Annotated in this window: 26 protein-coding genes; 18 read left to right on the forward strand and 8 right to left on the reverse strand. The window is 53.4% G+C overall.

The genetic code is table 11. From position 1 onward, the window contains the following. Nucleotides 1-5 precede the first annotated feature (5 nt). The 5 genes from ACPGUT_RS05635 to ACPGUT_RS05655 all read left to right on the forward strand — a co-directional run bounded on the left by ACPGUT_RS05635 (nucleotide 6) and on the right by ACPGUT_RS05655 (nucleotide 4729). On the forward strand, nucleotides 6-1883 hold the full coding sequence (locus ACPGUT_RS05635; RefSeq protein ID WP_423989344.1) for a phage tail protein: 1878 nt from the start codon (nucleotides 6-8) through the stop codon (nucleotides 1881-1883). Between the two features lie 2 nt (nucleotides 1884-1885). After that, complete coding sequence (locus ACPGUT_RS05640; RefSeq protein WP_423989345.1) at nucleotides 1886-2431, forward strand: DUF4376 domain-containing protein; 546 nt, start codon at nucleotides 1886-1888, stop codon at nucleotides 2429-2431. A 143-nt stretch (nucleotides 2432-2574) separates the two neighbouring features. After that, nucleotides 2575-3753, forward strand: coding sequence for a phage tail sheath subtilisin-like domain-containing protein (locus ACPGUT_RS05645; RefSeq protein WP_423989346.1), 1179 nt, complete (start codon nucleotides 2575-2577; stop codon nucleotides 3751-3753). Between the two features lie 97 nt (nucleotides 3754-3850). Beyond that, complete coding sequence (locus ACPGUT_RS05650; RefSeq protein WP_423989347.1) at nucleotides 3851-4357, forward strand: phage major tail tube protein; 507 nt, start codon at nucleotides 3851-3853, stop codon at nucleotides 4355-4357. 12 nt (nucleotides 4358-4369) lie between these two features. Further along, nucleotides 4370-4729, forward strand: coding sequence for a hypothetical protein (locus ACPGUT_RS05655; RefSeq protein WP_423989348.1), 360 nt, complete (start codon nucleotides 4370-4372; stop codon nucleotides 4727-4729). A gap of 151 nt (nucleotides 4730-4880) precedes the next feature. Here ACPGUT_RS05655 and ACPGUT_RS05660 read toward each other — a convergent pair whose 3' ends face one another. Beyond that, a complete protein-coding gene (locus ACPGUT_RS05660; protein WP_423989349.1) occupies nucleotides 4881-5099 on the reverse strand; it encodes a hypothetical protein in 219 nt (72 codons plus the stop codon). A gap of 48 nt (nucleotides 5100-5147) precedes the next feature. Between ACPGUT_RS05660 and ACPGUT_RS05665 the strand changes: the two genes are divergently transcribed. The 11 genes from ACPGUT_RS05665 to ACPGUT_RS05715 all read left to right on the forward strand — a co-directional run bounded on the left by ACPGUT_RS05665 (nucleotide 5148) and on the right by ACPGUT_RS05715 (nucleotide 13333). After that, nucleotides 5148-7958 (forward strand): phage tail tape measure protein, encoded by a 2811-nt coding sequence (locus ACPGUT_RS05665; protein ID WP_423989350.1) that lies wholly within the window; start codon nucleotides 5148-5150, stop codon nucleotides 7956-7958. 11 nt (nucleotides 7959-7969) lie between these two features. Beyond that, entirely contained in the window at nucleotides 7970-8392 is a 423-nt protein-coding gene (locus ACPGUT_RS05670; protein WP_423989351.1) for a phage tail protein, read from the forward strand. Then, nucleotides 8392-8601 carry a tail protein X gene (locus ACPGUT_RS05675; RefSeq protein ID WP_423989352.1) on the forward strand — a complete coding sequence of 70 codons (210 nt, stop codon included), beginning with the start codon at nucleotides 8392-8394 and terminating at the stop codon, nucleotides 8599-8601. Before ACPGUT_RS05670 ends, ACPGUT_RS05675 begins: the two co-directional genes overlap by 1 nt. Continuing rightward, nucleotides 8592-9614 carry a phage late control D family protein gene (locus ACPGUT_RS05680; protein ID WP_423989353.1) on the forward strand — a complete coding sequence of 341 codons (1023 nt, stop codon included), beginning with the start codon at nucleotides 8592-8594 and terminating at the stop codon, nucleotides 9612-9614. Before ACPGUT_RS05675 ends, ACPGUT_RS05680 begins: the two co-directional genes overlap by 10 nt. A 186-nt stretch (nucleotides 9615-9800) precedes the next feature. Next, on the forward strand, nucleotides 9801-10172 hold the full coding sequence (locus tag ACPGUT_RS05685; protein ID WP_423989354.1) for a hypothetical protein: 372 nt from the start codon (nucleotides 9801-9803) through the stop codon (nucleotides 10170-10172). Between the two features lie 97 nt (nucleotides 10173-10269). Further along, the gene (locus ACPGUT_RS05690; protein WP_423989355.1) at nucleotides 10270-11067 is read left to right on the forward strand and encodes a lysozyme; all 798 of its coding nucleotides are present in this window, start codon (nucleotides 10270-10272) and stop codon (nucleotides 11065-11067) included. Next, nucleotides 11067-11465: a hypothetical protein gene (locus ACPGUT_RS05695; RefSeq protein ID WP_423989356.1), complete on the forward strand. Its 399-nt coding sequence runs from the start codon at nucleotides 11067-11069 to the stop codon at nucleotides 11463-11465. The genes ACPGUT_RS05690 and ACPGUT_RS05695 overlap by 1 nt, the downstream gene beginning before the upstream one ends. A gap of 164 nt (nucleotides 11466-11629) precedes the next feature. Further along, nucleotides 11630-11827 carry a hypothetical protein gene (locus ACPGUT_RS05700; protein WP_423989357.1) on the forward strand — a complete coding sequence of 66 codons (198 nt, stop codon included), beginning with the start codon at nucleotides 11630-11632 and terminating at the stop codon, nucleotides 11825-11827. 2 nt (nucleotides 11828-11829) lie between these two features. Continuing rightward, complete coding sequence (locus tag ACPGUT_RS05705) at nucleotides 11830-12027, forward strand: hypothetical protein (protein ID WP_423989358.1); 198 nt, start codon at nucleotides 11830-11832, stop codon at nucleotides 12025-12027. Next, a complete protein-coding gene (locus ACPGUT_RS05710) occupies nucleotides 12027-12239 on the forward strand; it encodes a helix-turn-helix domain-containing protein (RefSeq protein WP_423989359.1) in 213 nt (70 codons plus the stop codon). The genes ACPGUT_RS05705 and ACPGUT_RS05710 overlap by 1 nt, the downstream gene beginning before the upstream one ends. 287 nt (nucleotides 12240-12526) lie before the next feature. Continuing rightward, entirely contained in the window at nucleotides 12527-13333 is an 807-nt protein-coding gene (locus ACPGUT_RS05715) for a DNA adenine methylase (RefSeq protein WP_423989379.1), read from the forward strand. A gap of 269 nt (nucleotides 13334-13602) precedes the next feature. Here ACPGUT_RS05715 and ACPGUT_RS05720 read toward each other — a convergent pair whose 3' ends face one another. After that, nucleotides 13603-14124, reverse strand: coding sequence for a hypothetical protein (locus ACPGUT_RS05720; protein WP_423989360.1), 522 nt, complete (start codon nucleotides 14122-14124; stop codon nucleotides 13603-13605). 64 nt (nucleotides 14125-14188) lie between these two features. On the opposite strand from ACPGUT_RS05720, the gene ACPGUT_RS05725 reads away from it, so the two are divergent. Continuing rightward, nucleotides 14189-14755, forward strand: a complete 567-nt coding sequence (locus ACPGUT_RS05725; protein ID WP_423989361.1) for a Crp/Fnr family transcriptional regulator — start codon at nucleotides 14189-14191, stop codon at nucleotides 14753-14755. A gap of 28 nt (nucleotides 14756-14783) precedes the next feature. Here ACPGUT_RS05725 and ACPGUT_RS05730 read toward each other — a convergent pair whose 3' ends face one another. From ACPGUT_RS05730 to ACPGUT_RS05755, 6 genes are all read right to left on the reverse strand, one after another. Beyond that, on the reverse strand, nucleotides 14784-15209 hold the full coding sequence (locus ACPGUT_RS05730) for a c-type cytochrome (RefSeq protein WP_423989362.1): 426 nt from the start codon (nucleotides 15207-15209) through the stop codon (nucleotides 14784-14786). Then, entirely contained in the window at nucleotides 15206-16453 is a 1248-nt protein-coding gene (locus ACPGUT_RS05735; protein ID WP_423989363.1) for a multicopper oxidase family protein, read from the reverse strand. Before ACPGUT_RS05735 ends, ACPGUT_RS05730 begins: the two co-directional genes overlap by 4 nt. A 59-nt stretch (nucleotides 16454-16512) precedes the next feature. Beyond that, entirely contained in the window at nucleotides 16513-17361 is an 849-nt protein-coding gene (locus ACPGUT_RS05740) for a copper resistance D family protein (protein ID WP_423989364.1), read from the reverse strand. Next, complete coding sequence (locus ACPGUT_RS05745; protein ID WP_423989365.1) at nucleotides 17361-17705, reverse strand: copper resistance CopC family protein; 345 nt, start codon at nucleotides 17703-17705, stop codon at nucleotides 17361-17363. Before ACPGUT_RS05745 ends, ACPGUT_RS05740 begins: the two co-directional genes overlap by 1 nt. A 27-nt stretch (nucleotides 17706-17732) precedes the next feature. After that, nucleotides 17733-18167, reverse strand: a complete 435-nt coding sequence (locus ACPGUT_RS05750) for a c-type cytochrome (RefSeq protein ID WP_423989366.1) — start codon at nucleotides 18165-18167, stop codon at nucleotides 17733-17735. Between the two features lie 70 nt (nucleotides 18168-18237). Next, nucleotides 18238-18990, reverse strand: a complete 753-nt coding sequence (locus ACPGUT_RS05755) for a MauE/DoxX family redox-associated membrane protein (RefSeq protein ID WP_423989367.1) — start codon at nucleotides 18988-18990, stop codon at nucleotides 18238-18240. A gap of 108 nt (nucleotides 18991-19098) precedes the next feature. On the opposite strand from ACPGUT_RS05755, the gene cueR reads away from it, so the two are divergent. After that, the gene (gene cueR / locus ACPGUT_RS05760; RefSeq protein ID WP_423989368.1) at nucleotides 19099-19482 is read left to right on the forward strand and encodes a Cu(I)-responsive transcriptional regulator; all 384 of its coding nucleotides are present in this window, start codon (nucleotides 19099-19101) and stop codon (nucleotides 19480-19482) included. The last annotated feature ends 29 nt before the right edge of the window (nucleotides 19483-19511 follow it).

A 19511-nucleotide genomic window follows, 5' to 3' on the forward strand; every position in this document is an offset into this window, starting at 1 on the left:
CAAAAATGAGTTATGCAATTTTGACCGATATCGGTCGCAATAAAGAAGCCCTGGCGCTGGCAGGCGGCGCGGCTTTGAATATCACAGATATCGCATGGGGGGATGGGGATCGTTTTCCTGCAGGGCCTGAGTTGACGCTCTTGAGTGAGCAGGGGCGTAAGCCAGTGCAACTTCAAGGCCAGTCTCCCAACAGCCCCAATATCGCGTTCTTTGAAATTCTGCTGGCTGAACCCGAAGGGCCGTATACAATCCGCGAGGCCGGTCTGTTTGATGCAGATGGTGATATGATCGCTATCGCGCGTTATGATCCTGCTGTGCCAAAGGCTGTGAATACAAATGCAGTGACTTTGCGTCTAAGTGTTTTGTTTTCGGACCTTCAAAATATCGTTTTGACCGTGAGCTCAAGTTCACTTCTTGTACCTGCATCGCGTGTGGTTACGGCAGGAGCTGGCTTAACGGGTGGCGGTGATCTTGTTTCTGATATCACACTGGCTGCTGACATTGCGACGCAGGCCCAAGCGCAAGCCGGAGCCAGCAACACGAAACTTATGACCCCTCTGCGGTCTAAGAATTTGTTTGATACACTTATTGCACAGCAACCCGCCCAAGTGGTTGTGGCGACGCAAGCCGAGGCGCTTGCGGGGACCAACAACACCAAGATGATGACGCCATTGCGGTCTAAAAGCCTGATTGATACCGTGGTCGCCGCTGTCATTGATAGTGCACCGGGGGCGTTGGATACTTTGAATGAATTGGCGGCGGCGCTGGGGGATGATCCGAACTTTGCCGCAACCATCACCGGGCAGATCGCAGCGCTTTCCACCCAAGTGAATGCTGCGGGCGTGCCAATTGGTCAGATCGCGGGGTTCCATGCTGATACAGCCCCACCGGGTTGGCTGATCTGTGATGGCGCGGCTGTAACAACCGCATATCCCGAATTGCGCACCCATCTTTTGGCGCAAGCTGGTGTTGTGACCGATGTCAGTGGTGATCCGCTTTTGCCGGATTATCGCGGTGAATTCATGCGGGGTTTAGATACTGGGCGTGGCGTGGATGTGGGGCGTGTGCTGGGATCAGCACAGGCGGATGAATTTAAAGCGCACAGTCACACTTTGGATGGTGAATGGACCGACCAAAGTGGGAGTAATGGTGTCGTTCATACGGGGCAGTCAAGGTCCGACGGTAGCGTCACAAATAACACTGGCGGATCAGAAACCCGCCCGCGCAACATCGCGGCCCTTATCTGCATGAAAGCCGCCGATCAGCCCTTGAGTTCTGGCACAGGCGGCACCGGGGGCGCTTCGCCCGTTATCGCCACTTTGCTTGAGGCGCAGGCTGGAACCAATAACACCAAGATGATGACCCCTTTGCGGGTTGCTCAGTATCTTGCGGCCAACCCATCGGGAACAGGGGGATCGACTGGATCAACCCAGATGATGCATGTGCGTGACGAAAAACCATCGGGCACCAACGGTGGCAATGCGATCGCGCAGGTGAACACTATCCGAGACCTGAACACGGTGGTGGCAAACAACATTCCCGGCGCATCTCTTTTGGCGAACACGATCACATTGCCAGAGGGCACCTATGACATTCGCGCCCGTGCGCCCGCAACGCGGGTGTTTGGTCATAAAGCTCATTTGTTCAACGCCACCGATAATGTTGTCGCGTTGGAGGGATCCAATGCATTTTCAGTCGATGCGGCGGCAAATTTAAATTTCCAAACGGACAGTATCGTTGAGGGCCGCCTGGTTGTGCCATCGGGTGGCCGTGATTTTACGTTGCGCCACTACACGCGAAATACCTCCGCAAACAGTTTCGGCCTGACAGTCCCCGGTTCGGGCATTGAAGTCTATTCAAGTGTTTCAATATGGAAGGTGTGAACATGAACGTCTCAAAGCTTGAGAACGGCACTGTGGTGCAAACATGGCGCGACGTGGAAACGACAGATGAGTTTCGCGTCAAATACGGCCTCTATGGCGCTGAATATAGCGCAACGCCTGAGGGTGTTGGGCCGGGTCATGTTGTGAATGATAAGGGGGAATATTCGATCCCAGCCGTTAAAGTGACCCCTGAGCAGATTACAGAAGAACGCAATCGGCGCATCACGGCAGGTTTTAAGTTTGAGGGCCATATCTTCCAGGCTGACCCTGAAAGCCTTGCCAATATCACAGGTGCTGCGACCGCTGCCATCGGGGCATTGGTGGCGGGGCAGTCAGGTGAAGACGTGAATTGGATCGATCCCAAAGCGCCTTTCGTTTGGCTGGCCTCTGACAATACGCAAGTGCCTATGTCGCCACTGACAGTTGTGGCATTTGGCAACGCAGCAATGGCCCATAAATCACGTCACATTCACGCGGCACGGGTGCTGAAAGACATGTCCCCAATTCCGCAGAGCTTCGCGGATGATAAATATTGGGGCGGTGCATAAGGCGCATGTTTTCAACGGGTGAACAGCGCAGTTGACTTGATCACGCGGCCATTCACCGAACCACTTTAATTCACTCATATGGCGGCTTCGCAATATCTCCCCGGCCAGCGTGCCGGGTTTTCTTATGTCCAAAGGAGAGACCAATGGCTAATCTCAGCTTTCACCACGGCACGCGACTGTCGGAATCTAATGAAACACCTGTTCTTGTGCAAGTCGCGCAAACGGCGGTCGTGGGCTTGTTGGGGACGGCACCAGATGCCGATCCAATTAAGTTTCCGTTGAACACCCCGGTGCTTTTGAAAGGCACGCCCACGGATGCTGAGGGGATTGGTGATGCCGGCACGTTGAAGGACGCCATCGATGATGTGTTTGACCAGGTTGGGGCTTACACCATTGTTATTCGCGTTGAAGAAGGCGTGGATCTTGCGGCGACCATGTCCAATCTTGTTGGTGACTCCACGGCTCGCACGGGTGTGCATGCGCTTCTGAAATGCGAACCGATGTTGGGCATCAAGCCACGTTTGATTGCGGCCCCTGGCTTCACATCGGGTGACGGTTTGGTGGCAAATCCGGTGGTTGCAGAATTGGTCGGTGTATTGGACGCCTTGCGCGCTGTGGCGTTCGTTGATGGGCCAGATACAGATGATGCGACTGCAATCCTGTATCGTCAGCTGATCGGTTCACAGCGGGTCTATGTTGTGGATCCAAAGGTTTTGGTTTGGGACACGACCACTGATGCCTATGTTGGTCGCCCTGCATCTGCGCGGTTTGCTGGTGTGCAGGCGCGTGTTGATAAGGCATTGGGCTTTTGGCATTCACTGTCGAACAGGCCAATCAATGGCATTGGCGGTGTATCGCGGCCTGTCACCTATGGCACGCATTCAAACTACCTGAATGAAAACCATGTGAATACGGTCCTCAATACCGGAGAGAGCTTTATTACTTGGGGCAATCGGGGGGCGACGGGGGATGACCTTTGGGTATTCCTTGCTGTTCGGCGCACGGCTGACTTTATCAATGAGGCCATTGAAAAAGCCTATATGGAGTTTGTCGATAAGCCATTCTCTGCGGCAAACCTTAAATTGATGATTGAATCGGGCAATTCCGCAATGCGGACATTTGTGGCCGAAGGGGCTATCCTTGGTGGCAAGGTTTGGTTGAATGATGACCTTAATTCTCCAATTCAACTGGCTTCTGGCCGTATTATGCTGTCGCTTGATTTTGAACCGCCTGCACCGATGGAAGACATCCGTTTCATCGCGCATCGCAATATCGAATATTATCTGGAACTGACAAAAACTGCGCTGAAGGGCGCGGCTTAGGTCAAGTTCCTTTGAGTTCTATTCCAGTGAAATAATGCAGGCGCCTATCTAGGGCGCTTGCCTGTTGCTGCGAAAGCGGCCTTCTAGGAGACATACAATGAAATCTACTCCAGCCTATATTTTGCGCAATTGCGTTATTTGGGTGAATAACGATGTTAAGGCCGGGCAGATGTCCGAAGTTGGCATCCCCGCGTTCAAAGTTAAAACTGAGGGCGTTCGCAATGCAGGCATGGTGCGTGAACGCCAACTCGCAATGGGATATGAAACTGACGACCTCAAGTTCAAGCTTACAGGGTTTGACCCAGACACAATCGTAGAAGTAACCGGGAAACCCGGATCGGATAAGCCATTCATGGTGACCGGTGCGCTTGTGGATGAGGACGGGGTGACCAATAACGCGACGCTGTATTTGCGTGGCTTTATGAAATCCTTCGCCGGGGGAACGTGGAAGCCGGGGGACAAGGCTGAGGCTGAGTTCGAATTTGTCTGGAATTACTTCAAGTTTCAGATCGGCCAACGTGATCTGATTGAAGCCGATGATTTTGACGTCAGCATCGATGGTGTCAGTCAAACCGGCGACATCCGTTCTGCGCTATTGCTGTAAGGGAGAATGAAAATGGAATTCCCAATTGAAGTCACCCTGAAACGCCCAGTTAAGCTCGGCGATGAGACGCATTCGATCTTGTTGTTTGATGAACCAGACCTTGATGCGCAACTCGCTTACGCTGAACTGGAGGCGAGTTTTGCAAAACCTCCGACCGTCATTGATGCGGGGCGGGTGACCCGGTTCTGGATTGCGCGCCTAGCGGATGTTTCTGACAAGGTCGTCGGTAAGATCAAGGGCAGCGATCTTGATGTGATCAATGAAGTCCTTGAAAAGGTGTTAGGTTTTGCATCGGGTGCTGATGAGGATGGCATATCAGATGATCCAATCTCGGGGGACGAGCCTTCGGGAAACGAACCCCCGGCAAAGTAGCAGAAGATCTGCGCTTTGCCGCTGGTTTTGTGGCGTCGGTATTTTCGACGCCACTGCCACAAGTTCTGGCGATGAAGATTTCCAGCTTTAAGAAGTGGTATGCAGCTGCACAAAAAGTGTTCGATGCAACCCGTCTGAAGTTTGAATAGGCTTAGTCGTCAGACAGCGGTTGCTGAAAGCTATTAAGTGCGCCCGGTTGGATCGATCCATCCGGGCCGTTTTCATCTGTGAAGGCGCGATACAGGGTGACAAGCAGCAATGCAAAGGCTCCAGCGCCCCATATGCCCCCCGCATAAACCCCAAGCGGGATTGTCGCACCAATAGCGGCGGCAATCATCAAAACAGCAAAAAACATCGCAAAAATATCCATGCCTTTAATCTAGGCATTTTTTGACAAAAACTCAAGGCGGGCAACACAATGGCTGGCAAGCGGATCACGACTGAACTTCGAATTAAAGCAGTCGACGAATATTCAGAAAAAATCCGGAATATGTCGGGTGTTACGGGTCGCTTTGCAGCCAAGGTGCGTGCGGAAATGGGGCGACTGCAGGATTTGCGTGGCCCTTTGCGCCTGATTGAAGACTTTAAATCTGCGCAATCCACATTCAGTCAGTCCGAGGCTGCAGTGCGGAAGTCACGCCAGCGCCTAAAAGAGCTGCGCGCGGAAATAAATGCGACCGAAAATCCAACCAAGAAGATGACGCAAGAGTTCGATCGTGCGCAACGCGCTGACGAGAGAATGCGTCGCACTCACGAGCGAAACAAAACGGAATTATCAGCGCTGCAGGGCAAGTTGCGCTCTGCGGGTATCAATACTGGGGATCTCGCAGGGGAACAGCGCCGTCTGAGCAACGATCTGGATCGAGCCAGCGGCGCTTTTGCGCGCCAAACGCAGCGCATGGAACGCCTGAAGACCATGCAGGATCGCTTAACTGCGGGTCGTGCGCGTATGGATCGCACCTTGGCGCGCTCTGCAAACCTTAGCTTTGTTGGCAATGCCGCGATGGCAACCGGGCGGCGTATCATCTCAGGCCTTTCGGCTCCGATCATGCAAGCGGTTGAATTTGAATCCGCGATGTCAGATGTGCGCAAAGTCGTGGACTTTGAAAGTCCTGAAGCGTTCAAAACCATGTCTGAGGATATTTTGCAGCTGTCGACACGGATCCCAATTGCTGCAACGGGTCTCGCTGAAATTGTTGCTGCAGGTGGGCAATCCGGCGTGGCTCAAGATGAACTGACCCGCTTTGCTGAAATGGCTGCAAAAATTGGCGTGGCTTTTGATATATCCGCGGGGCAATCGGGTGAATCGATGGCCCGCATAAAAACGGCTATGGATCTGGATCTGGACCAAACTGGATCGCTGTTTGATGCAATGAACCATCTGTCAAACAACTCTGCAGCGCGGGCCGACCAGACGTTGGACTTTCTAAACCGCGCAGGTGCCGACGGTGCAAACTTTGGGTTCGATAGTACGGAAACACTCGCGATTGGTGCGGCGATGATCGCGGCAGGTGCCGGGGCGGATACGGCAGGAACATCATTTCGCAATATGGGGCGGGCGCTGACAAAAGGTGAAAGCGCGACCAACCGTCAATCTGCGGCTTACACAAAACTGGGCCTTGATGCAGGTGCGGTGGCACGCAGTATGCAGGAGGACGCTGTGGGCACCACAATGGATGTGTTGCAGCGCCTCAATCAGCTTCCGGATCATCTGCGGGCCTCTACGATGTCAGACCTGTTTGGTGATGAGGCGCGTGAGCTGACCAAACTATTGAACAACATGGAACTCATGCCTGAGATGTTGGGCATGGTTGCGGATGAGACGCAATACCTTGGAAGCTCAGAGGCTGAATATGCTGAGAGATCGAAAACCACGGCGAATAATATGCAGTTGGCGCGCAATCAAATGACACGATTGGGGGTGAGTGTTGGTGAGGTGGTTTTGCCCGCTCTCAATGAATTGCTGACAAAGTCTCAGGTGTTTATTGATAAGATGGTGATCTGGACGAAGGAGCACCCAAAGCTCACGAAATGGTTGGTTATCGGTGGCCTTGCCCTTGGGGCCATGGCTGTCGCCGGTGGCGTTTTGTTGACCGTGGCTGCGGGGCTTATTGGCACTCTGGCCGTTTTGCGGTTTGGGTTGGTTGGCCTTGGTGCGCGTGCAATGTTTGCTGGCGGTGGGGTTTCTAACTTGACCGGACGATTTGGGCGGCTTGGACGAATGCGCCGTTTTAGGTTGGCACGACTGATTACTCCTCTACGTTGGGGCGCAAGTTTAATTCCTGCAATTAACTGGGGATCTATGTTTGGCCGCTTGGGGCGGTTTGGCATGAATGCATCGGGCTGGGGGCGGTTGATTACACCGCTCAAATGGTTGGGCCGTGGGGCCTTGCGGTTTATCCCTGTTATTGGTTGGGCAATTTTTGCTGCAGAGATTGGATACTTTGCTTGGAATTCCATCATCAAACCGCTTGGCTGGGATAAATACCTCAGCCGCGACGGCCTTGTTGAAGGGCTCAATGGTTTGACGCCGGGGTTTGAGTGGGGATGGATTATTGATCAGATCCGCTGGACTGTGTTCTTGCCCGCTACGGCTTTGATGTCCGCTTGGAAAGTTCTTCGCGGGGAAGCGACATGGCGCGATATCATTGAGGATATTCCTTGGATGAGTTGGTTCAACTTTGAATGGATCGATCTTTTACCTTCATGGGATTGGTCCGCAATTATACCCGATTTTAATCTTGGGGGTATGTTCGCCGCAGTGCCGGGCGCTGCTTCTGAAGTGCCAGGTGGGGCGGCTCCCTTTCAACGTGGCGCTGACAGAGGCTATGGAGGGGAGCGTGCATTGGGTGGTCCTGTTGCTGCAGGGCGGCCCTATCTCGTGAATGAAAATACACCACGTTCTGAGATATTTGTGCCGTCAACATCGGGTGGGATTTTGAATGTCGCCCAGGCGCAAAGTGTTATGCGCAAATCTCTACAGGGTGGTGGCCGTATTCGAGCGGCTGGTCTTGCTGCACTTACATCTTCGGCACTTGCGGGGTCGGCTGCGGCGATGCCCTCTGGCGGGGCACCAGTCGGTCAATCCACCACAACGCGCGTGGAAATTGGCAGCATTCAGATCACGGCACCCTCAGGCGTTTCTGATCCTGAAGGGTTGGTCAATCTTTTGGAGGCGCGATTGGGAGACCGTATCTCGGCGACCCTTGCTGCAAGCTTTTCTGATTAAGGAGACATCATATGTCTGGACCCGTCACCATGGCCCTTGGGCCGTTTATGTTTAAGTCACATGGCTTTAGCTACACAGATGTCAGTCGGAAGCTGGATACGACCTGGGCGGAACTTGAAACCGTAGGTGGCCTGAACGCGCTGCAATGGACTGGCCCGCGTTCTGAAACCATCACCATCAACGGGGTTTTGTTCCCCGCTGAATGGGGTGGGGCTGGAACTTTGGAAGGGGTGCGCCTGGCCGCGAAAAACGGGTTTCCGCTAATATTCGTGAGTTTAGGCGGAAAGGTATTTGGTAATCATGCCATCCAAACCGTTGATGAAGACCGCACGGTACATGATCGCCATGGTGCGCCAAGGCGGAATGCCTATTCGATTGGATTGAAACGCATGGGGTCGGGGTTTTCTTTACGCTCTCTCTTGGGAGGGATGTGATGTCGTCCACATATATCACCAAAGAAAATGATGCTTTGGATTTGATTTGCGCCCGCCATTATGGTCGCCAGGCTGGTGCCGTTGAAAGGGTTCTGGAGGCAAACCCGGATATTACGCCCATTGCACATCGCCCACCTGCTGGTGTGCGAATTACACTGCCAGACGTTGTTCTGAATAAATCCAAGGGGGCGGTGAAACTATGGGACTAATTACGCATCCAAAGATTCATGTTGATATCGATGGTGTGCCTGTATCGGGGTTGTTTTTCAAACGTCTGATAAGCCTTGAAATCATTGACCGCGAGGGCATCCGTTCAGACACGTTGCGATTGGTGTTTAACGATGCTGCACCGCATTTTGACAGTCCGCGCCGAGGAGCCGTTGCCAATGTGACGATCCAACCAAATGACGGGGGTGGCGGGTTTGTTGGATCCTATGTGATCGATAGCGTGGATTACAATTGCCACCCTTACACGATCTCTGTTGGCGGGCATTCTGCAGACCTACGCTCTGAAATGAAGACGCAAAGATCGAGGCATTGGGATGATCGATCGGTCAAAGACATCGTGTCGGAAATCGCGGGTGCCTATGATCTGGAGGTCAAGATATCAGATGTTGTGTCGTCTCATGTCTACAAATGGATTGGCCAGCAAGATGAATCCGATCTTCAGTTTTTGGAACGCTTGGCCAAGCGCCATGGGGCTTTGTTCACGATAAAGAATGGTGCGCTGCTTTGGCTGGAACGTGGAGTAGGTAAGACTGCAGATGGGGTCGAGGTGCCCGCTGCTGTCATCGTGTTTGAGGCAATTATCGCGGACAGTTGTCGGACGTCTGAAACTGATGTGGATCGGTTTGGCAAGGTGAAGGCATTCTATCAGGATCGGGCAGGGGCCAAACGCCAAGAGGTTGTCGTTGACGGTGATCCAGACGCCAGCGGTGAACATGTCATTCGCGAAGCCTTCGGAACGAAAGCAGAGGCGCTGGCTGGGGCGCAAGCCTTTGCGCGTGAAATGTTGCGTGGCCTCGTGAACACCACATGTACGATCTCAGGTCGGCCAGGTTTGATGGCGGGACAGCCTCTCTCTTATCTTGGGGTGCGACCGGGGATTGACGGAAAGCAGTTCATTTTGGGCATGGTGAAACACAATTTCTCCAAATCAAGTGGGCTTCAAACCTCCTTTAAGGGGACGTTGAAAGCCACAAAGCTGAAAGTGAAAAACTGAAAGCGGCGGAATAGTTGAATGTTGGAAGGCGGGCAATTGTGTGGCGTTCCCAATCGTCGGAAGTTGGATGCAGGGACAGGCTCTGACGCATCCCGATGTACGAAATTATTACAAAAGTAAAAAGGAAGTAATGCTGTGAACCCGTCACCTCCACCAACATATATAAATGAATTGATGGTTCTTCTGATGTCAGCACTTGGCTTGCAACATTATGCGCCTGAGCTGTTCTTGGGTGGCCTCGCAATGGCCTTGGCGGGTGCGTTTGCAGCATCTCGTGTGCTTGAAACCGGCATGGTTCAACGGGCAAAACCTCTAAGCTTCCTCGGCACATTTTCGACAGGCCTGTTTGTGTCGGTCATGGCTGCTGCGGCCGCTGATGTATGGATGCCTGAAGCCCCCTTGGTGTTGATCATGGGCGTGTCGGGCTTGGTGTCGTCGTTTGTGTTGCCGCTTATCTTGAAGGTGGCGTCTCGGCTGAGTTCGCGCGCGGACGCAATCACAGATCGCGGGCTGGATAGGATTTTGCCTGCAAAGGGTAAGAATAAGCCCAAAGATTAAAGCTGACTTTGCCCATCTTCTGAAAATACCCACCCGCTTTCGAGCGGTTTTTTTGTGCCCGAATGGTCGGGCGCTGTTTCATATGAAAGGACTATCAATGTTTAAACTTGTTGAAAACTGGCGAGAAATCGCATGGCGTTCACATTCAATGTGGGGGTTCTACCTGACGGGTGCGTTCCTGCTGCTGCCTGAACTCATCTTCTATGGCTTTGGGGTCGATACCAACCCGCGCCTTTGGTGGTTTGCGGCGCTGTTTGCGTGGCTTTACGGGATGTTTGGGCGGCTTCTGACACAGGCGAAAGTTGATCGCACCACGACGCGCAGCCCGGTTCCTGTGGCCCTGATCGCAGCGGTCCTTGTTGGGGCGCTGATGTTTGGTGATTGGCGTGGCGGTGATACTCCGCTTGCAGGGCCTGACGTTGTCGAGTTGGTGGATGATGATGCGGATCAATTCTTGGCGGTCGCGGTGCCCTTTGTTGGTCGTTGGGAAGGGCTGCGTTTGGTGGCTTACCAAGACATCGTTGGGGTCTGGACGGTTTGCTATGGTGAAACCAAAGGCGTGCAGCCGGGGGATCAATATAGCCAGGCTGAATGTGACGCGATGTTGGCCGTTCAACTGATGGCCTATCGCGATGGGCTGCATGAATATCTGACGTCCGAGACGATCTCGCAGCGATTGCCGGTGCATCGTGATGTCGCGTTTACCAGTCTTGCTTATAATGTTGGCAAGGCTGGGGCGGGGCGCAGCACCGCTGTGCGCCGCCTGAACGCGTCTGACATCGCTGGGGCGTGCGAAGCGCTGACCTGGTGGAATAAGGCTGGTCAGCGTGTCGTGCGCGGTCTTGTTATGCGCCGGGCGGATGAACATGGTTTCTGCATGCGGGGGCTGGCGTGATGTCCGGTATCATCGCGTTCATGATCAAGATCGGGTTCGGTGGCATGGTCGACAAAGCCATTGGCCACATGGAACGCCGGGCAGAACTGGCAAACGACAGTGACCGTTTGCGCGCAGAGACTGCCGTCGAGTTCGCGCGCCAGGCCGTCCAAGAAACGCAAATCATGGCGGATTACAACAAAGCCAAACTGTCATTCCCGTGGTTCTGGATCCTTGCAGCGATGTTCATCGTGCCGCTGGCGCTCTGGTGGGCGGCGGTCATTCTGGACAGTGTGTTTGGGTTCGCCTGGAATGTGGCGAACCTGCCGACGCCGCAAATGCAGCTATGGGCTGGCGACATGATCAAATGGTTGTTCTACGTCGGATCGGGTGTCGGTGCGATCAAGGCGTTCCGATAATAATCTCTGCAGGTGGGGGATCTTCTTCAGGTCTACGTCATTTTTTCCCTTTCAAAATGTTCAGGTTTACTGAGTAAATCTTGGTTTACGACTTGAGTGATAGGGCCAACGGCCCTATATTGAGTGTACAGGGCAACGAAGCCCGCCACGGAAAAGGATTTAAAATGTCATTCATCAAAACGACCCCCGGAAAAGCCTGCAAGATTGTTTCAATACTGAACGCAGAATGGGTGCAGAAACCCCACTCCTTAGTAAAAGAAGCTTATGCACTAGACGGCACAATAATTGCCTATACTGATGTAAGCGGTTGGTTCACTGCTAACGCTTACGCCGATGTCGACACATCCGGTGTGGAGGCATAAGCATGGATATTCTGTACGTGATAGCCCCTTGGGGTAGTAATTTGGTAGAATATGCAGAGCGTATTGAGGGGGCGATTGCTCTGGTGTGTTGCATACGCCCATCACCATGTGGTCGCTTTATTGTTGTCGCCACTACTGATAGAGCACAGGCTATTCGGTTTCTTGAAGAAGACGGCTTTGATCGTGAGGATGTTTTATAATGAACAATATTGAGTTCAAAAAACTGCGCCAAAAGCTCGGCCTAACCTTGGCTGAGCTTGGTTCAATACTAGATACTGATCCACGTACAATTCGAAAGTGGGAAGCCGATGGTGCAGCCAGCACGTCGCGTGACCCTAATCCAATTGCTTGCCGGGTTCTGGAATGGCTCCGAGATGGATACCGTCCGTCACAGTGGCCCGACGGTAAATAATAAACAGTTCGCCTGTCATTTAGATTGATCCGGTCGTATCGGTTCAGGCTGCGTTGCGGCCTGTCACGCTGAGTGTGGCACGCCACTATGTGGTTAAATGTGAAACCCCATCCGAAAAATAGAAATAAATCCATCTTCGCCCTATATAGGGGCGGGGGTAAGCAGTGCTGAAACACTGCATACCATGCAGCATGCGTTAACAAAGCTGCATCGACGTCCGCTAAGATATCGCCGCCCGACACTCGCGAGTGTGTCAGCGGCTTAATCTGGAATCATCCAAAATGACAATGGAAAAAGTGCGCGCTGCCGCACCAGTCGCCCCGTGGTTGGGCGGCAAGAAAACTTTGCATCGTACTCTCATTGAGCGGATCGATGTAATCCCACATAAAACATACATTGAACCATTCGTCGGAATGGGTGGTGTATTTCTGCGCCGTTCTTGGCGTCCGCGTCTTGAGGTTGCCAATGACCTCAACGGTGAAATCATCAATCTATTCCGCATCTTGCAGCGTCATTATCCGCAGCTCATGGAAGTTATGCGGTTTCAGATTGCGTCACGGCGTGAATTTGATCGCCTACGATCTGTGGATCCAGCAACCTTGACGGACCTCGAGCGCGCTGCGCGTTTCCTGTATCTGCAGCGACTGGCCTTTGGTGGTCAGGTGAATGGGGTTTTTGGTGTTGCACCAACAAGTGGGCCACGTTTTAGCCTGTCTCGTTTGGAACCGATTCTTGATGCTGCACATGAGCGCCTTGAGGGTGTTGTGTTCGAGACCCTTGATTGGTCGGCATTGGTGGATCGTTATGACAGTCCTGAATCCTTATTCTATCTGGATCCGCCTTACTTTGGTGGTGAAAGTGATTATGGCAAAGGCATGTTTGGTCGTGATCAATTTGCAAAAATGGCAGAACAACTTGCAAGCCTAAAAGGGGCATTTCTTCTCTCGATCAACGACACACCTGAGATCAGAGAAGTGTTCTCAGCATTTCAGTTTGACGAAGTGCGCCTGAAATATTCAGTAGCTCAGGCTGGCGCAACAGATGCCTGCGAGCTGATTATTTCAAACCGCGAGATCAAGACGGGCTTGCTGTAGCAAAAACATGCCCTTTCCCGGCGATACATCGGGCGGGAAGGGCGTTCGCAGCAACATGTTCGGAGGGAGCGCTATGGGCAGATAGTGTACTTTGCAAAGTCGCACCATCGGCCCATTGCTGCCTTTCACCACCACCCCAAGATGCTGCGGTGCGGCCCGTCATTGCGGCCATTCGTGCATCGCGCAGCATTATTTCGGCTTGAAACGTCGGTGAGTGGACAAACCGGCCTTTCCACATTAGTTTCTGGAGGTCTGCTTTGGGCTTTTGTTCAGTGAGGTGATCGCCCTGTTGCTATCATGAGATGGTGCTGTTGGTGGTGCGCACCGATTGTCATCAGCCCAAAGAAACCCAATCCCAGCACCTGGTTCAACTCTTCTTCTGAACCAGTCTGAACCAGCATCGATGCACCGCCTTCCATTTCCCCAGCAGTGACGGCCCAATCCGATGACCCCTGCAACATCGGGCTGTGTGCCAACACCATGCGCCTGATCGATGCTGCAACCACCTGATCGCCAGTGACCACGAACGTCGCACTCATTCCATCGACTGTTCGTTCAACCGACGCCCTAGTCGTCACGTTGTCCATATCCACGAGATGATCACGCAGTGCTTTGATATCGACCTGCGCCCAGTTCGTTTCGGGATTGTCACGCAGCAGTGTGACGATCTCGGCAATCGCAGCGAACTGGGATTGACCTGTTTCGCTAGGTGATCCTGACGCATGCGCATGTTGTGCCATGGCATTGGTTGCGACGAACATCATCGCTGCTGATAAAAGACCTAGTTTCATTGAACACTCCTATTTCTTGATCACCCTAGCCAATTTCAAACTTATCACTTATGATTTGGATCATATGTTTTCTGATCCCTTTTCCCATCTACCCGCCGATGCACGTCGCACATTAGACATGCGAAAAGGTGACGTGCTGTTTCGCCAGAACCAAACCACATCGGGGCTTTACCGTGTTGTATCTGGATGCGTGACACTGCAACGAACTGGGCTGGGGGGCGATACCTTGACCCTGCACAGGGCAGTGTCGGGCGGGTTTTTCGCGGAGGCATCAGTCTTCTCGGCGACTTACCACTGTGATGCGGTATGCACCGAAGCTGGAAATGTCATGAAGATCGCAAAGGCGGATGTCGTTGCAACGATGCAATCCAATCCTGCGTTCTCCGAAGGTTTCACAAGGTTGCTTGCTGTTCAGGTTCAACAGTACCGCGCACATATCGAGTTGCTGGCAATCCCGTCAGCCAAAGAACGCATACTGGCGGCTGTTAAGGCAGGCTACTTCGATGCAACGGTCACCGAGTTGGCGACCCGCATCAATCTTAGCCATGAAGCTTGTTATCGCGCATTGCGGGGACTGTGTGACGACGGTCGCATGATCCGTGTTTGTCGTGGAAAATATACGCTGTCATAGCGTCCAGTGCTTTTCGGGTAGTTGTCCATCAGTGTGGTGGGGTCCTGCTGGCTTGGACTTCGCGTTCCCGTTCAGACCAAGTTGATCTGATGTAGGCGAGGATATCCCATATCTCATCATCGGTGAGTGTTTCACCAAATGCGGGCATTCCGCTGTTGAAACCAGTGACACCCCTGACCTCTAATGCAGCAGCGCCACCGAGCTTGGTGTATTCGAACAGCAGTTCATCATCGTGATGCCACGTGTGGCCCGTCCCATCATGTGGCGGTGCTGGAAGCACACCATCGGCGTCAGAGGATTGCCAGTTCGGTTGCCCCTCAAGGTTTGCCCCGTGGCATGATGCGCAGTTGCCTGCATACAGGCTTTGTCCCGCAACAATGTCGCGGTGTTCCCAGTTGTGATCAGCAGCGGCTGTGGAGGCCAAAGACAGCAGGATTGGGATCAGCCACCTCATGCCACATTCACCCAAGTGCGCATCCCTCCCACAGCGTGGCTGAGCATGTGACAGTGCAGCAGCCAACGACCAGGGTTGTCGAAGACACAGATGACATCGCGGCTTTCACCTGCGTTCACCAAAGTTGTGTCGCGCAGATCGCCCAAAGCTCCGTTCTCTTCAACCTCGTAGAAGTGGTGACCGTGCAGGTGGATGCCGTGCGGGAACGAGGTGTCGTTTACAAACGTGATCCGCACAGTCTCGCCATTTTGGAATGATCCGAATGGGTCGCCTTGTAGGTCCGAGACGTTGTTGAAGGCCCAAATATTGTCACCGCCGTGGCGACCACTCATTGCACCGCCCATCATCGTCAGAGTGAGATGTTGCGTGGGTTCTTCTGGTGTTGGCAGGTTGGGCGGTGACAGAGCCATGATCGCTCCAGCCTGCCTATCCGTATTGATGCCACTCACAGCGAGATCAGCCAATCGATATGGTCCCTGACGGCTCAGCATATCAAATCCTACAGGCCCCGTGATATCTACGATCAGGTCTGCCCGTTGTGCAGGTGCGAGGGTAAGTTCTGTCATAGGACGTGGCTCGGAAAGGGCCATCCCATCCAAGGCCACGACCGATCCAGCGACGCCACTAACCTCAACGGGGAAGATACGGTTGGTTGCGGCGTTGATCAGCCGAAACCTAACCCGATCCCCAGTCTTCACCTGATCTTGGGACAGGAAGGCACGGGCGAAATTCCCCATGTAACCGCCATGGGCGACACTGTGCATGTCGGTAAACTCATCGGACAGGCTGCCATCTTCCTGCATCTGCCAATCCGCCATCAACACGGTGATGTCGTGATCAACATCTGGGGGCGTTTCATCCTCAACAATCAACGGACCCATCATGCCACGCGCGACTTGTTCATGAGAAATGTAATGCGAATGATACCAATAGGTGCCTTCGTCTGGCGGGATAAAGCTGTAGGTTTTGGTGTCGGAAGGTTCGATCAACTCTTGCGTCAACATCGGCACCCCATCCATCTGGTTTTCCAACCTGATGCCGTGCCAATGCACTGCGGTGCCTTCCTCAAGACCGTTCTCGACATCGATGTTCACCCGTTCACCGCGCCGCACACGCAGTTCTGGCCCTGGCATCGACCCGTTGAAGCCCAGCATAGAGGTTACACCATCCCCCAGCGGTAGGATTTGCTGCGTCACCGTTTCGGCCTTCAACCGCAACGTATCTTGGGCTGCGAATGTGGGCATTGGTAATATCGCTGTGGCTGAGACGGTAGCCAAGAAGTGTCGTCTGTTCATGTGGTGCCTCATGTTGGCAAAGTTAGGTTTGTTGTGAGAACAGCGGTCGTTCCCAGCACGGCAAGGATAACCAGCCATTCGACTGAAATGGACTTGGAAAGATGGCCTGCGGCGGCTGGATCGCCCGCACGAAGCGCAGGTATGAACCGAAGTTTATTGGCAGCAGCCAATCCAAGCAGCAGACCAACCAAAAGCACCTTTATGATCAAAGCCTGCCCGTATCCTGTGCTAATGAGCGCGGAGAACGAACCGACCAACTCGTACCCCATATAGCCACCCAAGATGATCAGCACTGGGACAGTGACAGTGGCAACAACACCAAATCGATACCCCACATCTGCAGCCGAAGCATAGGTGTTGGAAGATGATGCCAAGCGTTTCAGTGGCGTAAGAACACCAATCCACAGCGCAACGGCCAACAAGTGTAACATCAAAGCGATGTCTAGCAGTGTCGTGTCACGGCTAGAGATGTGGCCCACGTGATCGAATGACCAGATCGCGATGACACCACCCAATACCGAGACCCAAGTTCCAACGCGGCCCATGAACAGGCCAGCGATCAACAGACCAAGACCCACCAAACGTAACAGTAATGCGGTACCGACAGGTGTCGTCCATAGCAGGCCAAGCATCTCAGGATCAGTCATGCCACTGACATCGCCCGTCAGATTGGCTCCGCGCAGTGAAAAGGCGAGGATCGTTGCAATCAACCCCAGAACAGCGAATGCCACGGCCAGACCTCGTGTGCGATCCAGCCGAAACATTAACGTTGCCATCACCGTGCCAGCCGCAGTCATCACGCCAAGATAGAGAGCGAATTTTGTGGCGATGGCCGCCAGACCGAACAGATCAGGCATCATTCTTCGACGGTAAAGCTGAAGGTGCCATTCAAGGCATGGCCATCTGCACCAAGCCCACGCCATTCAACGACGTACACACCCGCTCCCATGTCATGCATCGGCAACGTAAACTCCTGCGTGAACGCTGTTTGTTCGCCAAGGTCCATGTCCATGCTGTGCGTGTCGGCATGTGTGATAGCAACCCGCGTCAAACGAATGTCACCTTTGAAGTCCATCAAGACTTCGGTCGGCATCTCCGTGACAGTGGCCTCATTGGTAGGTGTCGTTGTATCGAGGGGAGAGTGCGCCATTGCGCCCGTTGCCCAAATCCCGATCATGCCTGCGAGTAGAATAGTCTTCATTGCGGTTTCCAATTTTGTGACTGGAGATCAGTTGATCCCGTTGGCACGTTGCAGTTCGCGAATATAGGCGATGATCATGGTGACATCGCCCCGTGTTACACCCTCAACGGGGGGCATGTCACCAAACGGCCAGTGGTGGCCCCGAACGCCCAACTCAGCAGCCCGTTGGAACGCTTCATCGCCGTGGTGGCTGGGTTCATAAATGATGTGGACCAATGGCGGTGCTACGCCATCTTGACCCGCTGCATTCGCACCGTGGCAAGCAGCACACTTGGCCTCATATCCAAGCTGCCCGATCTGGGCGTTCGGTGACAGGGTTTCGGGCAACAGCACATTGGCGAGTCCCCCATTCTCCCTACTGATAGCGGTGTCAGAAGCGGCGGTTTGTGGCGCTGAGGGCCACAACACGTAGCCTACGCCACCCGCAACCAAAATTGCGGCAATTGCGATAGTCGATTTCATTGAATGTACTAATCCTCACGTCTTTTGGATATCTTTAATCCTTCCTGTAGGTGGAGGGTCAAACGATTTATTATCGCAGCGTCGTGAGCATCCAGAGCGCCATACCGACCATCATCAGGTTCTCCGTCAGTGACACGAAACCCAATGGAACCTTACTGTCACCACCGACACAGGCGCACTTTAGGTCGCGTTTGTCGATGTAGACCGCCTTGAACACACTGATCGCGCCAATGCTGGCGACAAACAACGCTGCTGGTGCAGACAACCACGTGAGAACCCCGGCCATCATAAGCAGACCTGCCCCAGTCTCAACGAACGGATAGACATATCCGTAGCGAACCCACCGTTGGGCCAGCAGGTCGTAGTTCAGGAACATCGTGGCGAACCGTTCTACGTCTTGCAGTTTTTGCAGACCCAACAGCACCATGGATATCGAGATAAACCATTCAACTGTCCGTCCCGTGAATGCGGCACCTAACGCCAACCAAGTCACAGCTATGGCCATCAACAAAGCGACCGCGAACAATGCGATGACAGGCTTATAGGTCGTGGCATCCTTGGACTTGGTGGCTTTTCCTAGATGTACGCTCAGGTCATCGAAACCACCGATGCGTTCTTCACCAATGAACGTCTGTGGCGTCGTCTTCACATCATGCTCGGCTTTGAACGCATCAACCTCGCCACGGCTGGTGAGGTGGCGATCATCCACTTGAAAGCCCTGACGTTCTAACAGGTCTTTCGATTTCAACCCGTATGGACACATGTGGTCGGTCATCAGCATCCGATAGAGGGTGGCAGTTTTGGCGGCGGTATCCTTGGGCATGTATCAAATCCTTATGCAGGTGCAGGCATCCATCAAAAATGGCACCCTTGAAACTCATTCATCATCAACCTAGTCTCTCCAGCAACTGGAAGGTCAAGGGTAAGTTCTATGAATATCTCTGCGGCATCAAAGGCGGCGGGCCTTCCCGTCAAAACCGTGCGCTACTACGCCGACATCAAGTTGGTCGAAGCACCGTCGCGATCAGAGGCGGGATACCGCACCTATAACGATGTGGCCGTTCGCAAACTGGTGTTCGTCAGACGATCACGTGCGTTCGGGTTTAGCATCGAAGGATGCCGCGAACTTCTGAGCCTGTATCAAGATCAGGACCGCACTAGCTCGGAAGTGAAACGTATCGCGTCCAAGCGACTGGAGGAGATCGAAGAGAAGCAGCGGGAGCTTCAGTCTCTGCATGATGAGTTGGCGCATCTGGTGACATCCTGTCGTGGTGACCACATGCCTGACTGTCCAATCATCGATTACCTTGGTTGAAGTTCGAATTTCCGCGTAGCCGACATTCA

It is taken from the genome of Halocynthiibacter sp., from assembly GCF_049608145.1.
GTDB lineage: Bacteria > Pseudomonadota > Alphaproteobacteria > Rhodobacterales > Rhodobacteraceae > Halocynthiibacter.